Origin of the sequence: Nocardioides pinisoli (assembly GCF_024199985.1) — a bacterium.
In the GTDB taxonomy this organism is placed as follows: domain Bacteria; phylum Actinomycetota; class Actinomycetes; order Propionibacteriales; family Nocardioidaceae; genus Nocardioides; species Nocardioides pinisoli.
This window is the reverse complement of sequence record NZ_JANARS010000005.1, coordinates 134,492-152,101: the sequence shown is the minus strand read 5'-3', so window position 1 is coordinate 152,101 and position 17,610 is coordinate 134,492. Positions and strand designations below refer to the sequence as shown.

Here is a 17,610-nt window from a genome sequence, read left to right as displayed (position 1 = left end):
CCCCGCGGCCCACTAGAGTCCGGGGCATGTCGCACCGTCTCGGGCGCCGGGTGCTCGGCCTGCTCGCACCCCTCACGCTCCTGCTGCTCCCCGCCCCCGCCCACGCGGAGAGGGTGGTGACCCACGACCCGGCGGGCGACGCGACGGTCGTGGGCTGGCTCGCGGAGGAGGACGCCGAGCTCCCACCGATGCCCGACCCGTCGCCGGCCGACATCGTCCGCACGGTCGCGGCGCACGGAGAGCGGCGGCTGGCCGTCACGGTCCACTTCCACGACCTCGCGGACGTGCGGAAGCACTCCACGCGCGTCTTCGTCCAGACCGCGGCCGGCTGGTTCGACGTCGACGTGCGGGCGGGGGAGGGACGGCGCACGCGCGTGATGCTCGTACGACGCGGGGAGCGGCTCGACTGCCGCGGCCTCCGCGCGCGGTTCGACGCCGATGCGGACCTGGTCGCGGTGTCCGTGCCGACGGCGTGCCTCGCCGCGCCCCGCTGGGTCCGGGTGGGCGTCACCGCCGCCGCTCCGCTCCCCATGACCGACCCCGCCGTGCTCGCGTCCACCGTGGACGACGGCCACCGCGACACCGTGCGCCTGCGGCGCGTCGGCACGGGACCCCGCATCCGCCGCGGCTGATCACCGCGTCAGGAGCACCATCACCTCGTAGTGCGTGGTGTGCGGGAACATGTCGAGCACCCGCGCCGCGACGGGCCGCAGCGACGGCATCAGCGCGAGGTCGCGCGCCAGCGACTCGGCGTTGCACGAGGAGTAGACGACGTGCCGCACGCCCGACTCCTCGAGCCAGCCGGCCAGCTCGGCGCCGATCCCGCGGCGGGGCGGGTTGACGACCACGAGGTCCGGCGCGGCGTCGGCAGCGCCGGCGTACGACGTCGCGTCGGCCGCGACGAACCGTGCCTCCAGGCCGAGCTCGTCGGCCGAGTGCGTGGCTGCGTCGATCGCGTCCGCCGAGACCTCCACGCCGAGCACCTCGCGTCCGGGTCCGGCCAGGTGCAGGGCGAAGCCGCCCACGCCGCAGTAGAGGTCCCAGACCGTCCGGACGTCCGGCAGGTCGTCCACCCAGGCGCGCGCCTGGTCGTAGAGGGCCTCAGCGATCGCGGTGTTGGTCTGGAAGAACGAGCGCGGCCCCAGCCGCAGCGTGACCCCGGTGGACAGCCGCATCGGCAGCGCCGACTCGGCCGTCAGCACGACCTCGCGCTCGCCCTCGAGCACCGCCTTGTGCTCGGGCTGCACGTTGATCGTCACCACCCGCAGCGCCGGCACCGCGTCGAGGAGGGCGGGCAGGCGGGAGCGCACGCGCGCCTCCAGCGCCGTGGACCGCATCACGAGCCGCAGCAGCATCTCTGCGTCGGGTGACTCCGTGAGCAGCACGTGCTTGAGCTCGCCGCGCCGCGCGCCCACGTCGTACGGCGTCAGGCCGGCGTCGGCGGCCCACGAGGCGATGCGGTCGAGGGCCGCCCGCAGCCCGTCGGAGTGCAGGCCGCAGTCGCGCAGGTCGACCCCGTGGAGGTCGCGGTCGAGGATGCCCAGCGTGAGCGCGTCGACGGTGCCGCCGACCGCCATCTTGGCCTTATTGCGGAAGCCCGCGTCCGCGCCGGCGACCGTCGGCAGCCACACCGGCGAGTCGACGAGCGAGCGAGCGTGTGCCTCCTTGTGGGAGAGCTGCTGTCCGCGCGGGGTGCCGAGGAGCATGCACGACCGGCACCGGAACGCGTCGAAGTGGTGGCAGCGAGGCAGCCCGTCGACGACCGCGAGGCTGGGCGCGGGCGCCGGGTCAGCCACCGATGCGGGAGCCCATCCACTCCTCGACGTCGGCGGACGTGCGGGGGAGCGAGGCGGAGAGGTTGCGGTTGCCGTCGGCCGTGACGAGGATGTCGTCCTCGATGCGGATGCCGATGCCGCGCAGCTCCTCGGGGACCAGCAGGTCGTCCTCCTGGAAGTAGAGGCCCGGCTCGACGGTGAGCACCATGCCCTCGGCGAGGTCGCCCTTGGGGTAGAGGTCGGTGGACGCGCGGCCGCAGTCGTGGACGTCCATGCCGAGCATGTGCGAGGTGCCGTGGAGCGTCCAGCGGGCGTAGACCTTGGACTCCGGGTCGAGCGCCTCCTCCGCCGGGACCGGCAGCAGCTGCATGTCCTCGAGCCCGTGGGCGAGCACCTTCATCGCGGCCTCGTGGGCGGCGAGGAACGGCACGCCGGGGCGTACGGCGTCGATGCCGGCCTGCTGGGCCTGCTGCACGAGGTCGTAGAGGTCGCGCTGCAGCGGGGTGAAGCGCCCGTCGACGGGCAGGGTGCGGGTGACGTCGGCGGTGTAGAGGTTGTGGCCCTCGACGCCCATGTCGAGCAGGACGAGCTTGCCCGGCTCGATGGCGCCGGTGTTGTCGATCCAGTGCAGCGTCGTGGCGTGCGACCCACCGGCGCAGATCGAGTCGTAGCCGATGTCGTTGCCCATGGCGCGGGCGCGGCGGAAGAAGGTGCCCTCGATCCAGCGCTCGCCGAACTCGCGCACCCGGTCCCACTCGCGCACGGAGTCCTCGAAGCCGAGCGTGGTGATGTCGCAGGCCTCCTGCAGCTCGCCGATCTCCCACTCGTCCTTGACCAGCCGCAGCTCGTCGGCCACGCGGGCGAGGTCCTCGTCGCGCGTCAGGTCACGGGTCTTCCTGTCGTCCCCGAAAGACGGCAGGTCCTTGACGTGGCGCACCTCGATGCCGAGCGAGTCGGAGATCTCCTGCGCCGAGGGGCGGCGACCGGCCCACAGCTCGCCGTACTGGCGGTCGCGGAAGAACTCGTCGGTGTCACGCTCCGAGCGCGGTCGGGCGTAGAGGACCGACTCGCCGTCCTCGATCACCAGCACCGCGTCGGAGGTCTGGTTGCCGGAGAAGTAGGTGTGGGCGGTGTCGGGCCGGAACCGGTAGTCGGTGTCGTTGGCGCGCACCTTGTAGGTCCCCGCGGGCAGCACGAGGCGGTCGTCGGGGAACGCGGCGGCGAGCTTGGCGCGGCGCTCGGCAGCCCGGTCGGCGACCGGGTGTCGCGGCATGTCGAGCTCGCGGTCGCCCCAGCCCTCGCGCATGAAGGCGGCGTAGGCGGCCGGCACGGCTGGGTCGTGCGACTCGGTCTTCGGCTCGTCGGCGGTCTCGTCGACGCTCTGGACGGTCTCGGCGGGGATCTCGGCAGTCGGCTCGCTCACGCGGTCACTGTACGACGCCGCGCACCGTCGCGGTCACGCGCCGAGGCCCACGCGACGCCTGTGCGAGCGGCCGCGTTCACCGGGCGTACCGGAGCGATTCACGCGCCACCTGTGGGGTGCAGCCATGCCGTCCGCGAGATCCGCCCTGCCCTCCCTCACCAGCCTGTTCGCCTCCGTCGCCCTCGCGGCCGGGAGCCTCGCGGCGGTGACCCTTCCTGCGCAGGCCGCCGTCGCGGCGGCCGTCCCGACGCAGCCGCCGGCGCCGCCGACGGACCCCGGGCTCCGGGCGCCCGTCCTGCAGGTCACCGAGGTGGCGCCGGACACCGCCAACGTCGGCGGTGCCGACGCCTACGAGTTCGTCGAGGTCTACAACGCCTCCGACGCCCCGGTCGCGTTCCGCGACTTCACCCTCAACTACCTCTACGTCGACGCCAACGCCGTCACGACCAACCAGGCCCTGTGGCCCGCGACGCCGCGCGACCCGGTGATCGACCCCGGCCAGACGCTCGTGCTGTGGGTGCGGAACGCCGCGAACGCCGCGCTCACCGCCGCCGACTTCAACGCCGCCTTCGGTGCGCGCCTGACGGCGGGGGAGGACCTCGTCGAGGTGCGCTCGGCTGGTATGGCCAACGGCGGCCTGCGCGGGATCCAGGTGATGACCAACACCGGCATCGACACCAGCACCACCTACTACTTCAACGACGCCCAGACCACGGCCACGACGGCGATCCAGTACGCCTGGAACCCGGCCGGCTCGCCCGACCACCTGTGGGTGCCGCAGCCGAAGGACGGCACCGTCCAGACCATGACCGGGCTCGACGTCCCGACGCCCGGCTACACGCACCCGGGCCAGGTGCCGGACGGGCTCGTCGCGACGCCGGCCGCCGACGCGCCCCCGACGGTCGACGACCTCACCGGCGGCCCGCTGCTGCCGGAGACCGAGGACCTCACCGTCGGCTTCGACGTCCGCGACGACCACCAGGTCCGCACGGCCGAGCTCACCCTGGCCACCGACGTCGGCGACCCGGTCACCCGGTCGCTGCGCTTCGAGTCGCCCGACCGGTTCGTCCACACGATCCCGTCCGTCGACCTCTACGGCAAGCAGTGGCTCGACTACACCCTCGAGGTCTCCGACGGCACGCACACGACCACCCTCGGCCCGGTCCGCGTCGAGCTCGCCGACGGGCCGCGCCCGCCCGTCCGGCTCAACCACGCCGACGACGACTTCGTCTCCGGCGACACCCCGCTGACCGCCACGACCGACGGCGACCCGTCGGGCCTCGCGCTGGCCATCGACGGCCAGCAGGTCGACGACGTCGTACCGTCGCTGGAGGCCGCGCCGCGGTTCGCCTTCGAGGCGACCAACACCGACGCCTTCTTCCGCAACGGCGTGAAGATCGGCGACGAGGTCCTGACGGTCTTCGACGAGGGCTTCTACGAGCGCACCGAGACCGTCGCGGCCGACGTGCCCCTCGAGCAGGTGGTCCGCGGCCGGCAGGTCACGATCGGCATCTACGCCGGCACCAAGGCCTGGCCCGAGCCCGACCCCGACGAGAACAACGACGACTGGACCGCGATCGACCCGCGCCTCGCCCTCCCCGACGGGCGGGTGCTGCGCCCGGTCACGTGCGCAGGCGCCGGCGAGGGACAGGAGCCCACCGAGCGGGCGTGCCCGGCCCCCGACGCCCGGATCGGCTTCTCCGACGCCAACCTCGTCTACTTCCTGGCCACGTTCGACGTCCCCGACGACGCCTTCGACTCGGTGCTGCACCAGTGGGACACCGCCGCGGTGGCCGACGGGCCCCACGCGATCAGCGCGACCGCCGGCGGCCAGTCGGCCAAGCGGACGCTCGCCGTCGACAACTCCGCCCCGCAGGTCACCTCGTCGATCGAGGACGGCGTCACCCCGCGCGGCTCGTTCGAGGTCGACGCGGAGGCCACCGACGCCGGGGCCGGTGTGGAGTCGCTGACGGCGACCCTCGACGGCGAGGAGGTCACGCTGCCGCACCCGAGCTCCTCGGTCGAGCTCGAGGCGGGCCCGCACGAGGTCGTGCTCACCGCCGTCGACGTGCTGGGCAACACCCGCACCCGCACGATCGGGTTCACCACGCCGAAGGAGCAGCCGTCCGCAGCGCTCCAGGCGCCGGAGGACGGTGCCGAGGTCGAGGCGGGCGAGGTCGCCCTGGAGGCGACGCCGACCGACCCGGAGGGCGACGTGCTCGACGTCGAGCTGCGTCGTGGCTTCCACCTCGCGGCCGACGACGAGGCGGTCACCGCCAGCGCCGGGACGGCGTACGACGCCGGGCGCGTGGCGCGCGACGGGGCGGTCCTGCTGGGCGAGGACGACCTCGCCGCGATCACCACCACGGACGGCCTGGTCGCCACCACGGAGTCGGACGACCTCTTCCCCTACCAGCTCTACACCGTCGACGTGCCCGACGGCGCGGGCGACGACTTCACCGCTCGCGTCCACTGGTCCGGCTCGGCCAACGCCGAGGCGCGCATCGGGCTGCACGTCCTCGACGTGACGGCGGGGGAGTGGGACGAGGTCGACGAGCACCTCACCACCGGCGGGGCGCCGACCGACTTCGAGCTCGACGCGCTCGTCCCGGCGAAGGACCACGTCGCGGACGGGAGGATGACCGTCCTGGTGCAGCACTCCGAGGGTTTCACGACCCCCGGGCAGAGCTCCCGCGGTGACCGGGTGCCGCCCTACTCCGGCGCCGGCGTGACGCCGCGCGACGCCTACGACTTCACGGTCGCGTGGGAGTCGGACACGCAGTACTACAACCAGAACCCCGACTTCTACCGGCACCAGCGCGCGATCCACGACTTCCTCGTGGGCCAGCGCGCCAACCTCGACCTGCAGTACCTGATGCACACCGGCGACATCGTCAACGACTGGGACCAGCCGGCCCAGTGGGAGCGCGCCGACGCCGCCTACCGCGACCTCGACGAGGCCGGCATCCCCTACAGCGTGCTGGCCGGCAACCACGACGTCGGCCACCACCGCAACGACTACGGCGCCTACGGCCGGTGGTTCGGCGAGGCGCGCTACGCCGACAAGCCCTGGTACGGCGGGTCGCACGAGAACAACCGGGGGAGCTACAACCTCGTCAGCGCCGACGGCATCGACCTGATGGTCGTGACGATGGGCTGGGGCGCCGGCGACCCGCAGATCCGCTGGCTGAACCGCGTGATCGCCGAGCACCCCGAGCGCAAGGTGATCCTCAACCTGCACGAGTTCATGCTCACCACGGGCGGGCTCGGCCCGATCCCGCAGCGGATCATGGACGACGTCGTCACGCCCAACGCCAACGTCATCGCGGTCGGCTCCGGGCACTACCACGACGCCTACACCCGCACCGACGAGATGGACGACGACGGCGACGGCGTCGCGGACCGCACGGTCTACTCGATGCTGTTCGACTACCAGGGCCTGCCGGAGGGCGGCCTGGGCTACCTGCGCCTGCTGCACTTCGACAACGTCGGCGGCCGGATCATCGTGCGGACCTACTCGCCGTCGCTGGACGACTTCGACTCCGACGACCCGTCGCTGGAGCCGGTCCACCAGCGGTTCGAGATCCCCTACGCCGCGTCGGGCCTGACGCCGCGGACCAGGACGCTGTCCACCGACGAGCTCAGCATCGACATCCTCACCACCGAGCGGATCGCCGCGTTCGACGACGTCGAGAGCGGGACCCCGCTCACCGCGACCTGGCCGGTCGAGCCGGGCGAACACGGGTGGTACGTGCGGACCGCCGACCCCCACGGCGCGGTCGACCACTCGGTCGTGCGCACCTTCACGGCAGCCGGCCAGCCGACCGACCCGACCACCCCGGTGCCGACGACCCCGGACCCGACGACAGCCCCCACCACGACGCCGTCTCCCACCGCGGGCGCGGTCGCCGCGGGGACGCCGACGCTGCGGGGCAAGGCACGCGTGGGCCGTGAGCTGCGCGTCGACCCCGGCACCTGGGGCGCGGGAACGACCCTGACCTACGCCTGGTACGCCGACGGGGAGCGGCTGGCGGGCGAGTCGGGGCCGACCCTCGAGCTGCGCGCCCGCCACCGGGGAGACCGCATCAGTGTCGCCGTCACCGGCACCGCGGGAGGACTCACCCCCACGACGGCTGGTGTCGAGGACGACGTCGACGTCCGGCGCGGGCGCCTGACCGGTCCGCGCCCGCGGGTCCTCGGCCGCCCGTCGGTGGGAGGCGTCCTGCGCGTGCGGCCGGGCGACTGGACCGCGGGCGCGAGGCTCCGCTTCGTCTGGCTCGCGGACGGCGAGAGGGTGGGCACCGGGAGGCGGCTCGCGCTGCGACCCGCGCACCGCGGCGAGCGGATCTCGGTCCGGGTCGTCGCGCGCAAGCCCGGCTACGGGACCCTCCGGCGGACCAGCCCGCCCAGCCGGGTCGTCGTACCCCGCTGACGGACGCCCGTAGGGGTGCGGCGGCACCGGGTCCGCCGCACCTGCCCGTTAGGGTCGGACCCATGCAACGAGGCCGCCGCGACAGTGTCGCCTTCACCGTGGTGGTGGCGGCGCTGGTGCTCCTCGGCGGCATCCTGATGGCCTTCGTCGTCGCGCTCTCGGGTGCGCCGGGCAGCCTGGCGCTCGCCGCGCTGGTCGCCGCCGTCCCGGTGGGCCCGCTGATCGGTTGCTTCATGTGGCTCGACCGCTACGAGCCCGAGCCGCGCAACCTGCTCGTCGCGGGCCTGCTCTGGGGCGCCTTCGCCGCGACCGGGGCCGCCCTCGTCTTCCAGGGCATCGGTCTCGCCGGCGGTGCCAGTGAGCGCGACAGCCTCGCCGTCGTCGCCCCGGTGACGGAGGAGCTGACCAAGGGCGCGTTCTTGATGCTGCTCCTGTGGTGGCGGCGTCACGAGCTCGACGGGGTGCTCGACGGCATCGTCTACGCCGGGATGGTCGGGGTCGGCTTCGCCTACACCGAGAACATCCTCTACCTCGCCGCCGCCTACGACGGCACCGACGGGCTCGGCCCCGGCGGCACCACCGCGCTGACGACGACCTTCGTGGTCCGCTGCCTGATCAGTCCGTTCGCGCACCCCTTCTTCACCGCGTTCATCGGCATCGGGGTCGGTCTCGCCATCGCCTCGCGGCGCACGGTCGTCCGGGTGCTGGCGCCGATCGCGGGCTTCGCCATCGCCGCGCTCCTCCACGGCGTCTGGAACTCCTCGACCCTCTCGGGCGGCGGCTTCTTCGTCGTCTACGGCACCCTGATGTTCCCGGTGTTCCTCGCCGTCGTCGCGTTCGCCGTCTACCGGCGCCGCTCCGAGCGACCGCTGCTCGTCCGGGCCCTGCAGGACGCCGCGGACCGCGGGCTGCTGCCCGCCACCGACATCCCGTGGCTGGTCGACCTGCGCGCGCGCCGGCACGCCCGCCGCTGGGCCCGGCACCACGGCGGGCCGCTCGCCGAGCGCGGCATGCGGGACTACCAGGCCGCGGCCATCGAGCTCGGCTACCTCCACCACCGCTACCTGCGCGGCACGGCTCCTGCCGACTTCTCCGCGCGCGGACTCGAGCACGTCGAGGAGCTGCGCCGCATCCGCCCCTACATCTCCTTCCCCGGACAGGTGGTCCCCACGCGATGACAGGCCCCGACAGCACGACCGCGATGCTCACCGCACTGGTGCGCCTGCGCGGCGCCCTGCAGGAGGCGCGGCTGCCGCTCGAGCTCCCCGGTGCCGAGGAGCAGCGAGCCGCTCGCGCAGAGATGGTCGACCAGCTCGAGGACTACGTCATCCCGCGCCTGATGACCCTCGACGCACCGCTGCTCGCGGTCGTCGGTGGCTCGACCGGCGCCGGCAAGTCGACGCTGGTCAACTCCCTCGTCGGCACCCGGGTCACCGCGCCCGGCGTCCTGCGGCCCACCACGCGGTCGCCCGTGCTGGTGCACCACCCCGACGACGCGAAGTGGTTCGGCCAGGACCGCCTGCTGCCCGAGCTCGAGCGGGTGGACCGCCAGACCAACGACCCCGCGGCGCTGCAGCTCGTGCCGTCGCCGGTCATGGCGCCCGGGCTCGCGGTCCTCGACGCTCCCGACATCGACTCGGTCGAGGAGCAGAACCGCGTGCTGGCGGCCCAGCTGCTCGCTGCCGCCGACCTGTGGCTCTTCGTCACCTCGGCGGCCCGCTACGCCGACCAGGTGCCGTGGGACTTCCTCCGCAAGGCCGCCGACCGCTCCGCCGCGGTGGCTATCGTCCTGGACCGCACGCCGCCGGAGGCGGTGGACACGATCACCACCCACCTTGCCCGGATGCTCGCCAGCCGCGGCCTCAAGGACTCCCCGCTCTTCGTCGTCGAGGAGGGCGAGGTCTCCGACATGGGGCTGCTGGACTCCTCGTCGGTGATGGAGATCCGCCAGTGGCTCCGGGCACTGGCCGAGGACCAGGAGGCGCGCCAGTCGGTGGTGCAGCAGACGCTCGACGGCGCGATCCGCACGCTGGCTCGTCGTACGCACTCGGTGGCGGACGCCGCGACCGAGCAGGTCGACGCCGTGCGCCGCCTGCGCGAGGACGCCAACGAGGCCTACGACCGGGCCGTGACGGCGGTCGGCGAGGCGTCGGCCGACGGCACCCTGCTGCGCGGCGAGGTGCTGGCCCGCTGGCAGGAGTTCGTCGGCACCGGTGAGCTGCTGCGCTCGCTGGAGACCCGCGTCGGGTGGATCCGCGACCGCGTCGTCAACGCCGTCAAGGGCAAGCCCCAGCAGGCCGAACGGGTCACCGTCGCGGTGGAGTCCGGCCTCGAGACGCTCATCCTCGAGCACGCCGAGGCGGCAGCCGAGCGCGCCGAGGCCTCGTGGCGCAGCACGGCCGCCGGGCAGATCCTGCTGCGCGACGCCGGGGAGGACCTCGGCCGCGCGTCGCGCGACTTCCGCCGACGGGCCGAGCGCGCGGTCCGCGACTGGCAGTCCGACGTGCTCGACATGGTGCGCACCGAGGGCGCCGAGAAGCGCTCGACGGCGCGCTTCCTCGCCTTCGGCGTCAACGGCCTGTCCGTGGCGCTGATGGTCGTGGTCTTCGCCCACACCGCGGGGGTGACGGGAGCCGAGGCGGGCATCGCCGGCGGGTCCGCGATCCTGGGCCAGAAGCTGCTCGAGGCGGTGTTCGGCGACCAGGCCGTCCGCTCGCTCGCCGAGCGCGCCCGTCAGCGGCTGGAGACCTCCATGCGTGACCTGCTCGACGCCGAGCGCCGCCGCTACACCGACCTGCTCGACACGATGGAGGTCTCGCCCGAGACGCCCGAGCGGATGCGCGCCGCGGCCCGCAAGGTCGACGACCTGCGCTTCGCCGCGACGCGCCACGCGCCCGAGGCGTCGCCCGCCCCGGCGCAGCAGACTGCCCAGGTGTCCGAGCCTGCGGACGACGCCCCCTAGGGTTGGGGTGCACAGCACCACTCGGACGGTGAGGGAGTCATGACGTCGTTGCTCGAAGGGGCCAAGAAGCTGGTCACCAGGAGCTCTGACATCGGCGCGCGCGTCGACGGACTCGAGCGCGCCGCCGAGGCGGCACGTGGACGGGTCGACGACGCGGTCGTCGACGACGCCCGCGCGGTGGCCGCCCGTGCCTCGAGCCGGCTCAGGCTGTCCGCGGACCACACGGTGGTCGCGCTGGGCGGCGCCACCGGCTCCGGCAAGTCGTCCACCTTCAACGCGCTGAGCGGGCTCGAGCTCGCCGCGGTCGGCGTACGTCGTCCCACCACGTCGTGGGCCACCGCCGTCGTGTGGGGCAAGCAGGGCGCCGAGGAGCTGCTGGAGTGGCTGGGCATCCCCGCCCGCCACCAGGTCACCCGCGACTCGATGCTGTCCAAGGCCGACGAGGACGCCGAGATGCGCGGCGTCGTGCTCCTCGACCTGCCCGACCACGACTCCACGGAGGTGTCCCACCACCTCGAGGTCGAGCGGCTCGTGCAGCTCGCCGACATGATGGTGTGGGTCCTCGACCCGCAGAAGTACGCCGACGCCGCGATCCACGACCGCTTCCTCAAGCCCCTTGCGGGCCACCAGGACGTGATGCTGGTCGTCCTCAACCACATCGACACCGTCCCCGAGGACCGTCGCGCCGGCATGGTCGACGACGTACGACGACTCCTCGAGGCCGACGGCCTCGCCGGGGTCCCCGTGCTGCCGGTCAGCGCGCGCCAGGGCTGGGGCATCCAGGAGCTGCGCGGCATGATCGCCAAGCGCGTCGCGGAGAAGAAGGTCACGCGGTCGCGTCTCGAGGCCGACGTGCGCTCCGCGGCCCAGCGCCTCGAGGCGGCGACCGGCACCGGCAAGGTGCCCACCCTGTCCAAGGAGCGCATCGCCGCGCTCGACGACGCGTTCGCCGATGCGGCCGGGGTCCCCACCGTGGTGAAGGCCGTGGCCGACTCCACCCGGATGCGCGCCAACCGCGCGACCGGCTGGCCCGTCACCTCGTGGTTCTCCCGGCTCAAGCCCGACCCGCTCAAGCGCCTCCACCTCGACCTCGGGTCGGCCGGCAAGGAGCTCACCGGCACCGCGCGCACGTCCGTCCCGCAGGCCACCGGCGTGCAGCGGGCACGCGTCGACACGGAGGTGCGGGCGCTCGCCGACCAGGTGGGGGAGGGCATGGCGCCCTCCTGGGCCGCGTCGGTCCGCGCGGCGTCGGTGTCGCGGCTCCCCGACCTCGGTGACCGCCTCGACCGCGCCGTCGCCGCCACCGACCTCGGCGCGACGAAGATCCCGGCCTGGGCCGGTCTCGTGCGCGTCCTGCAGTACGTCCTGATCATCGCCGCGATCGTCGGCGCCGGCTGGCTCGCGCTGCTCGCGCTCGGGTCCTACGCCCGGCTCCCCGAGCCGCCGACGCCGGAGGTCGGCGCCTTCCCGCTGCCGACCCTGCTGCTCCTCGGCGGCATCGGACTCGGCCTGCTCCTCGCCCTGGTCTGCCGCTGGCTGGTGGCCCTCACGGCCCGGTCGCGGGCGCGGGCGGCCGACAAACGGCTGCGCGGCGCCATCTCCGAGGTCTCCGCGGAGATGGTCGTCGCCCCGATCGAGGCCGAGCTCGCCTCCTACGCCACGGCCCGCGACGGGTTGTCCACCGCGCTCCGCTGATTCCCGGGGGTCGATGCGGTCCCCGGCCTGCTCGCTGGAGTCACCGGATATCCGGTGACCGCCCCACTTACAGGTAGAGATCTCTACCTGTAAGTACGGAACTCGGGTGCACAGTCCCGCTCGCCGGGCTCGCTCCCCGGACCCGTCGGACTCGCCGGGGGCCGTTCAGGCGCGACGGCCGGCCTCGACCGCTGCATGGCCAGCAACTGTCCACAGCCGCGGGTGGTCGCGCCCCCTCCACAGGCCACGTCGTACGTGCATCGCTCCTGTCGGTGTCCAGACGCAGATTGGGGCAACCGCGGCGGGCCAGCTGCCGCGGACGATCAGGAGGCAGAAACATGTACGACACCCAGATCACCCTGGCCGGCTGGATCGGCGGCGACGTCACCCTGCGCGAGGTCACCGACGGGCGGGCCGTGGCCACCTTCCGGATCGCGTGTACCCCCACGCGCTACCGCGACGGCGAGCGGGTCAAGGGCACGACGACCTGGCACACCGTCAAGGCGTGGAACCGGCTGGGCCGCCACGTCGCCGCCTCCCTCGCGAGCGGCGACCCGGTCGTCGTCCACGGCCGGCTCGTGGCCGACGTCTGGGAGCGTGACGGCAAGCCGCAGACGTCCTTCGAGGTCGTCGCCTCGGCGGTGGGACACGACCTCTCCTTCGGCACCACGGTCCTCACCCGGCCGGTCCCGGTGGCCGACGCGGCAACCGACCAGACGAGCGACCAGACGACGAGCCCCATGAGCACCCAGGTCGCGGCGCCCGTGGCCGCCGACGCGGGGGAGGGGGAGCAGCCGGCCCGGGCCGCGTGAGCCGACGGGTGCGATTGTCCGCGCGGGGGCGCTGCACCGTAGGCTCGCCCGCATGGCTGAGTACGTCTTCACACTGCGCAACGTGCGCAAGGCCCACGGTGACAAGGTCGTCCTCGACAACGTCACCCTCTCGTTCCTCCACGGCGCCAAGATCGGCGTCGTCGGGCCCAACGGCACGGGCAAGTCCTCGCTGCTCAAGATCATGGCGCAGCTCGACCACGCCAACAACGGTGACGCGATCCTCGACCCCGAGGCGACCGTCGGCATGCTCCAGCAGGAGCCACCGCTGAGCGAGGGCAAGACGGTGCTGGAGAACGTCGAGGAGGCCGTCGGCGACCTCAAGGCCAAGATGAAGCGCCTCGAGGACGCCTACATGGAGATGGGCGACCCCGACGCCGACCAGGACGCCCTCATGCAGGAGACGGGCGACCTCCAGACCGAGCTCGACGACGCCGGCGCCTGGGACCTCGACAGCCGGCTCGACCAGGCCATGGACGCGCTGCGCTGCCCGCCGCCCGACGTGCTGGTCGACAACCTCTCCGGTGGCGAGCGCCGCCGGGTCGCGCTGTGCAAGCTGCTCCTCCAGCAGCCCGACCTGCTGCTCCTCGACGAGCCCACCAACCACCTCGATGCGGAGTCGGTCCAGTGGCTCGAGGGCCACCTGGCGTCCTACCCCGGCGCCGTCCTGGCCGTCACCCACGACCGCTACTTCCTCGACAACGTCGCGCAGTGGATCCTCGAGCTCGACCGCGGCAAGGCGCACCCCTACGAGGGCAACTACTCCACCTACCTCGAGACCAAGAAGGACCGCCTCAAGGTCGAGGGGCAGAAGGACGCCAAGCGCGCCAAGATGCTCGAGAAGGAGCTGGAGTGGGTCCGCTCCAACCCCAAGGCGCGCCAGGCCAAGAGCAAGTCCCGACTCGCGCGCTACGAGGAGATGGCGGCCGAGGCCGACCGGATGCGCAAGATCGACACCTCGGAGATCAACATCCCGGCCGGCCCGCGCCTCGGTGACGTCGTGCTCGAGGCCGAGAAGCTCGAGAAGGGCTTCGAGGGGCGCACGCTGATGCACGACCTGTCCTTCAAGCTGCCCCGTGCCGGCATCGTCGGCGTCATCGGCCCCAACGGCGTCGGCAAGACCACGCTGTTCCGGATGATCACCGGCCAGGAGGAGCCTGACGGGGGCGAGCTCAAGGTCGGCCAGACGGTCAAGATCTCCTACGTCGACCAGAGCCGCGGCGGCATCGACCCCACCAAGAACGTCTGGGAGGTCGTCTCCGACGGCCTCGACTTCATCAAGGTCGCCAACTTCGAGATGAACTCGCGCGCCTACGTCGCGTCGTTCGGCTTCAAGGGCCCCGACCAGCAGAAGAAGGCCGGCGTCCTGTCCGGTGGTGAGCGCAACCGCCTCAACCTCGCGCTGACGCTCAAGATGGGCGGCAACATGCTGCTGCTCGACGAGCCCACCAACGACCTCGACGTGGAGACGCTGTCCTCGCTCGAGGACGCGCTGCTCGACTTCCCCGGCTGTGCCGTGGTCACCTCGCACGACCGGTGGTTCCTCGACCGCGTCGCGACCCACATCCTCGCGTGGGAGGGCGACGACGAGGACCCGGCCAAGTGGTTCTGGTTCGAGGGCAACTTCGCGGCCTACGAGGAGAACAAGGTCGAGCGGCTCGGCATCGAGGCCGCCCGCCCGCACCGGGTGACCCACCGGCGCCTGACCCGCGACTGAGACGACGCGCCGGGGCAGGCCGGACGATCAGTCCCGGCCGAACCCCGCCTCGCGCGCCTTGATGATGGCGTCGGCCCGGCCGGCGGCGTGGAGCTTGGCGTAGATCGACGAGACCGCGTTGCGCACCGTCTTGTTGGACACGTAGAGCTCGCGGGCGATGGCGTCGTTGCCCTGCCCGCGTGAGGAGCCGACGGCTCACGCCGTGCGGCGGTGGGCGCGGTCGCCGAAGATGAAGCCGCAGGCGGTGACCAACAGCCAGAGGGCGCTGGTGGCGCCGGCCATGTACTGCACGGGCGAGATGCCCAGCAGCACCGTCAGGCCTCCCAGGAGGAGGCCGGTGAGGCCGAGCCACCGCGGTGCGCCGCCGCGGCGGTGGGCTGCGAAGACGCCCAGGCCGCCTAGGCCGACGAGCATCGTGCACCCGGGCACGGTGCCGACCCAGTGGCCGTAGAACGCGGCGGTCGCCGGGACGAGCGCCTCCGGCGCGGTGGCGCCGAAGATGAACTCGGTGTCGAGCGCCCCGGCCATGACCCACACGACCGCGGTCGCGAGGACTCCGGCGCCGGCGACCACGGGACCGAGGCTGTCGTACGGCAGCGCTTCGCGCAGCCGGCGTGCGAGCCCAGCCGCGAAGACGACGAGGAGCACGGCCGCCAGGCTGATGCCGACGTGGAAGACGGTCATGGCGGTGACGTCGCCCCCGAGCGAGTCGAGGATCGCGACGTCGTCGCCCCGGGTGTCCTCGGCGTAGACGCCGTGCACGAAGCCGGCGGCGACGGTTCCGGCGATGGAGCTGAGGGCCGCGCCGACACCGGCGAGGGCCCAGGCCCGGGAACGGGTGCCGGCGGGCCGGGTGGTCGGCCCGGCGGTGACGTCGGAGCGGGCCGGGTTGGTGGTGCTGATGGTGGTGGACATCGTGGTCTCCCTTTCGTGGATCTCGATGTCCAGACAGTGCCGGGCCCCGTGTCCCACCGAACAGGGACAGCGGGGCAACGGATGTCCCGTGGTCAGCCCTGACGGATCTCCGACTCGGGGTGCCGGTTGACCAGGTGGTCGGCCACCCGGTCGAAGACCCGGCCCACGGCGGCGAAGTCCTCCGCCGGCACCAGGTCGACGATGTTGCGCCGCACGCTCTCGACGTGGCACGGCGCCGCGCGCACGAGCAGGTCGTAGCCCTTGTCCGTCATGGTCGCCACCACGCCACGCCCGTCCTCGGGCGTCGTGCCGCGGGTGACGTAGCCGACGGCCTCCATCCGCGCGACGGTGTGCGTCACCCGGCTGCGCGAGTGCGCCATCGCATCGGCCAGCTGGGCCATCCGCATCGCCCGACCCGGCCGCTCGGACAGCCGGACGAGGACCTCGTACTCGGTGAGCGACATGCTGAACTCACGCCGCAGGTCGTCGTCGAGGCGCTCCTCGAGGAGGGTGAACCCCATCATGAGGGCGCGCCAGGAGTGCTGCTGGTCGTCGTCGAGCCATCGTGGCTCCCCCGTCGCGGTCATGGGGCAAGCCTAGTGCGGGCGGAGCCCCGGACGGCTCAGGAGAGCCGCTCGAGGATCATCGCCATGCCCTGGCCGCCGCCGACGCACATGGTGATGAGGCCGGTGGACTTGTCGTGCCAGTCGAGGCTGTTGAGCATGGTGTTCTGCAGGCGGGCGCCCGTCATGCCGAAGGGGTGGCCGACGGCGATGGCGCCGCCGTTGACGTTGAGGCGGTCGAGGTCGATGCCGAGGTCCTGGTAGGACGGCACGACCTGCGCGGCGAAGGCCTCGTTGATCTCGACGAGGTCGATGTCGCCGATGCTCATGCCCGCGTGGGCGAGGGCCTTCTTCGTGGCCTCGACCGGGCCGAGGCCCATGATCTCGGGGGAGAGGCCCGAGACGCCGGTGGACACGATGCGGGCGAGCGGGGTCAGGCCGAGCTCGGCGGCCTTGGTGTCCGACATGACCACGACGGCCGCGGCGCCGTCGTTGAGGGCGCAGCAGTTGCCGGCCGTCACGACGCCGTCGGGGCGGAAGACCGGGTCGAGGCCGGCGATGGCGTCGTACGTCACTCCGGCGCGGGGGCCGTCGTCCTTGGTCACGACCGTGCCGTCGGGCGTCGTGACGGGGGTGATCTCGCGTGCCCAGAAGCCGTCGGCGATGGCCTTCTCAGCGAGGTTCTGCGAGCGGACGGCGAACTCGTCGAGCTCCTTGCGGTCGAGGCCGCGCAGGCGCGCGACGTTCTCGGCGGTCTGGCCCATCGCGATGTAGATGTCAGGCAGCTGGCCGTCCTCGCGCGGGTCGTGCCAGTCCTGGCCGCCCTTGGCCATCTCGTCGGTGCGCGCGCCCGCCTCGTCGAAGAGGGGGTTGCGGGTGCCGGGGATGTGGTCGGAGGTGCCCTTCGCGAAGCGCGAGACGGTCTCGACGCCGGCCGAGACGAAGATGTCGCCCTCGCCGGCCTTGATCGCGTGGAAGGCCATCCGCGTGGTCTGCACCGACGACGAGCAGTAGCGGGTGACGGTCGCGCCGGGCACCTCGAGGCCGAGCAGGGTGGTCACGACGCGGGCCATGTTGTTGCCCGACTCGCCGCCCGGCAGGCCGCACCCGAGCAGCAGGTCCTCGATCGTGGTCGGATCGAGGCCGGGGACCTTCTCCAGGGCGGCCTGGACGGCCAGGACGGTGAGGTCGTCGGGACGGAAGTCCTTGAGCGAGCCCTTGTTGGCACGACCGATGGGGGTGCGCGCTGCGGAAACGATCACTGCCTCGGGCATGGGGAACTCCGGTCAGTCGGCGGT

General features: G+C 72.9%; 12 protein-coding genes and 1 pseudogene. 7 read left to right on the top strand and 6 right to left on the bottom strand.

From position 1 onward, the window contains the following. Positions 1-26 precede the first annotated feature (26 nt). A complete protein-coding gene (locus NCI01_RS12450; protein WP_254181809.1) occupies positions 27-632 on the top strand; it encodes a hypothetical protein in 606 nt (201 codons plus the stop codon). Here the strand turns inward: NCI01_RS12450 and NCI01_RS12445 are convergent, their stop codons facing one another. Together NCI01_RS12445 and NCI01_RS12440 are read right to left on the bottom strand one after the other, a co-directional pair. After that, entirely contained in the window at positions 633-1,796 is a 1,164-nt protein-coding gene (locus NCI01_RS12445; RefSeq protein ID WP_254181808.1) for a methyltransferase domain-containing protein, read from the bottom strand. Further along, positions 1,789-3,198: an aminopeptidase P family protein gene (locus tag NCI01_RS12440; protein ID WP_254181807.1), complete on the bottom strand. Its 1,410-nt coding sequence runs from the start codon at positions 3,196-3,198 to the stop codon at positions 1,789-1,791. Before NCI01_RS12440 ends, NCI01_RS12445 begins: the two co-directional genes overlap by 8 nt. Positions 3,199-3,322: 124 nt before the next feature. Here NCI01_RS12440 and NCI01_RS12435 point away from each other — a divergent pair, with 124 nt between their 5' ends. The 6 genes from NCI01_RS12435 (at position 3,323) to ettA (ending at position 14,834) form a co-directional block, all read left to right on the top strand. Next, entirely contained in the window at positions 3,323-7,630 is a 4,308-nt protein-coding gene (locus NCI01_RS12435) for a metallophosphoesterase (RefSeq protein ID WP_254181806.1), read from the top strand. Between the two features lie 62 nt (positions 7,631-7,692). Further along, a complete protein-coding gene (locus NCI01_RS12430) occupies positions 7,693-8,808 on the top strand; it encodes a PrsW family intramembrane metalloprotease (RefSeq protein WP_254181805.1) in 1,116 nt (371 codons plus the stop codon). Then, positions 8,805-10,592 carry a dynamin family protein gene (locus NCI01_RS12425; protein ID WP_254181804.1) on the top strand — a complete coding sequence of 596 codons (1,788 nt, stop codon included), beginning with the start codon at positions 8,805-8,807 and terminating at the stop codon, positions 10,590-10,592. The genes NCI01_RS12430 and NCI01_RS12425 overlap by 4 nt, the downstream gene beginning before the upstream one ends. 39 nt (positions 10,593-10,631) lie before the next feature. Next, complete coding sequence (locus NCI01_RS12420) at positions 10,632-12,287, top strand: YfjP family GTPase (protein ID WP_254181803.1); 1,656 nt, start codon at positions 10,632-10,634, stop codon at positions 12,285-12,287. Positions 12,288-12,625: 338 nt separating this feature from the next. Next, positions 12,626-13,099, top strand: coding sequence for a single-stranded DNA-binding protein (locus tag NCI01_RS12415; protein WP_254181802.1), 474 nt, complete (start codon positions 12,626-12,628; stop codon positions 13,097-13,099). A 52-nt stretch (positions 13,100-13,151) separates the two neighbouring features. Further along, positions 13,152-14,834, top strand: a complete 1,683-nt coding sequence (ettA, locus tag NCI01_RS12410) for an energy-dependent translational throttle protein EttA (protein WP_254181801.1) — start codon at positions 13,152-13,154, stop codon at positions 14,832-14,834. A 27-nt stretch (positions 14,835-14,861) separates the two neighbouring features. Here the strand turns inward: ettA and NCI01_RS12405 are convergent. The 4 genes and pseudogenes from NCI01_RS12405 to NCI01_RS12390 form a co-directional block, all read right to left on the bottom strand. Then, positions 14,862-15,002, bottom strand: a pseudogene (locus tag NCI01_RS12405) (response regulator transcription factor); the annotation flags it as partial. A 27-nt stretch (positions 15,003-15,029) separates the two neighbouring features. Further along, positions 15,030-15,749 (bottom strand): hypothetical protein, encoded by a 720-nt coding sequence (locus NCI01_RS12400; RefSeq protein ID WP_254181799.1) that lies wholly within the window; start codon positions 15,747-15,749, stop codon positions 15,030-15,032. Between the two features lie 92 nt (positions 15,750-15,841). Beyond that, positions 15,842-16,336 (bottom strand): MarR family winged helix-turn-helix transcriptional regulator, encoded by a 495-nt coding sequence (locus tag NCI01_RS12395; protein WP_254181798.1) that lies wholly within the window; start codon positions 16,334-16,336, stop codon positions 15,842-15,844. Between the two features lie 35 nt (positions 16,337-16,371). Beyond that, positions 16,372-17,586 carry an acetyl-CoA C-acetyltransferase gene (locus NCI01_RS12390; protein WP_254181797.1) on the bottom strand — a complete coding sequence of 405 codons (1,215 nt, stop codon included), beginning with the start codon at positions 17,584-17,586 and terminating at the stop codon, positions 16,372-16,374. Between the last annotated feature and the right edge of the window lie 24 nt (positions 17,587-17,610).

Excerpts from the sequence above, each read along its gene's own strand:
- NCI01_RS12450 (WP_254181809.1), top strand. The coding sequence starts at position 27 with ATGTCGCACCGTCTCGGGCGCCGGGTGCTCGGCCTGCTCGCACCCCTC.
- NCI01_RS12435 (WP_254181806.1), top strand. The coding sequence starts at position 3,323 with ATGCCGTCCGCGAGATCCGCCCTGCCCTCCCTCACCAGCCTGTTCGCC.
- NCI01_RS12430 (WP_254181805.1), top strand. The coding sequence starts at position 7,693 with ATGCAACGAGGCCGCCGCGACAGTGTCGCCTTCACCGTGGTGGTGGCG.
- NCI01_RS12425 (WP_254181804.1), top strand. The coding sequence starts at position 8,805 with ATGACAGGCCCCGACAGCACGACCGCGATGCTCACCGCACTGGTGCGC.
- NCI01_RS12420 (WP_254181803.1), top strand. The coding sequence starts at position 10,632 with ATGACGTCGTTGCTCGAAGGGGCCAAGAAGCTGGTCACCAGGAGCTCT.
- NCI01_RS12415 (WP_254181802.1), top strand. The coding sequence starts at position 12,626 with ATGTACGACACCCAGATCACCCTGGCCGGCTGGATCGGCGGCGACGTC.
- ettA (WP_254181801.1), top strand. The coding sequence starts at position 13,152 with ATGGCTGAGTACGTCTTCACACTGCGCAACGTGCGCAAGGCCCACGGT.
- NCI01_RS12400 (WP_254181799.1), bottom strand. The coding sequence starts at position 15,749 with ATGTCCACCACCATCAGCACCACCAACCCGGCCCGCTCCGACGTCACC.
- NCI01_RS12395 (WP_254181798.1), bottom strand. The coding sequence starts at position 16,336 with ATGACCGCGACGGGGGAGCCACGATGGCTCGACGACGACCAGCAGCAC.
- NCI01_RS12390 (WP_254181797.1), bottom strand. The coding sequence starts at position 17,586 with ATGCCCGAGGCAGTGATCGTTTCCGCAGCGCGCACCCCCATCGGTCGT.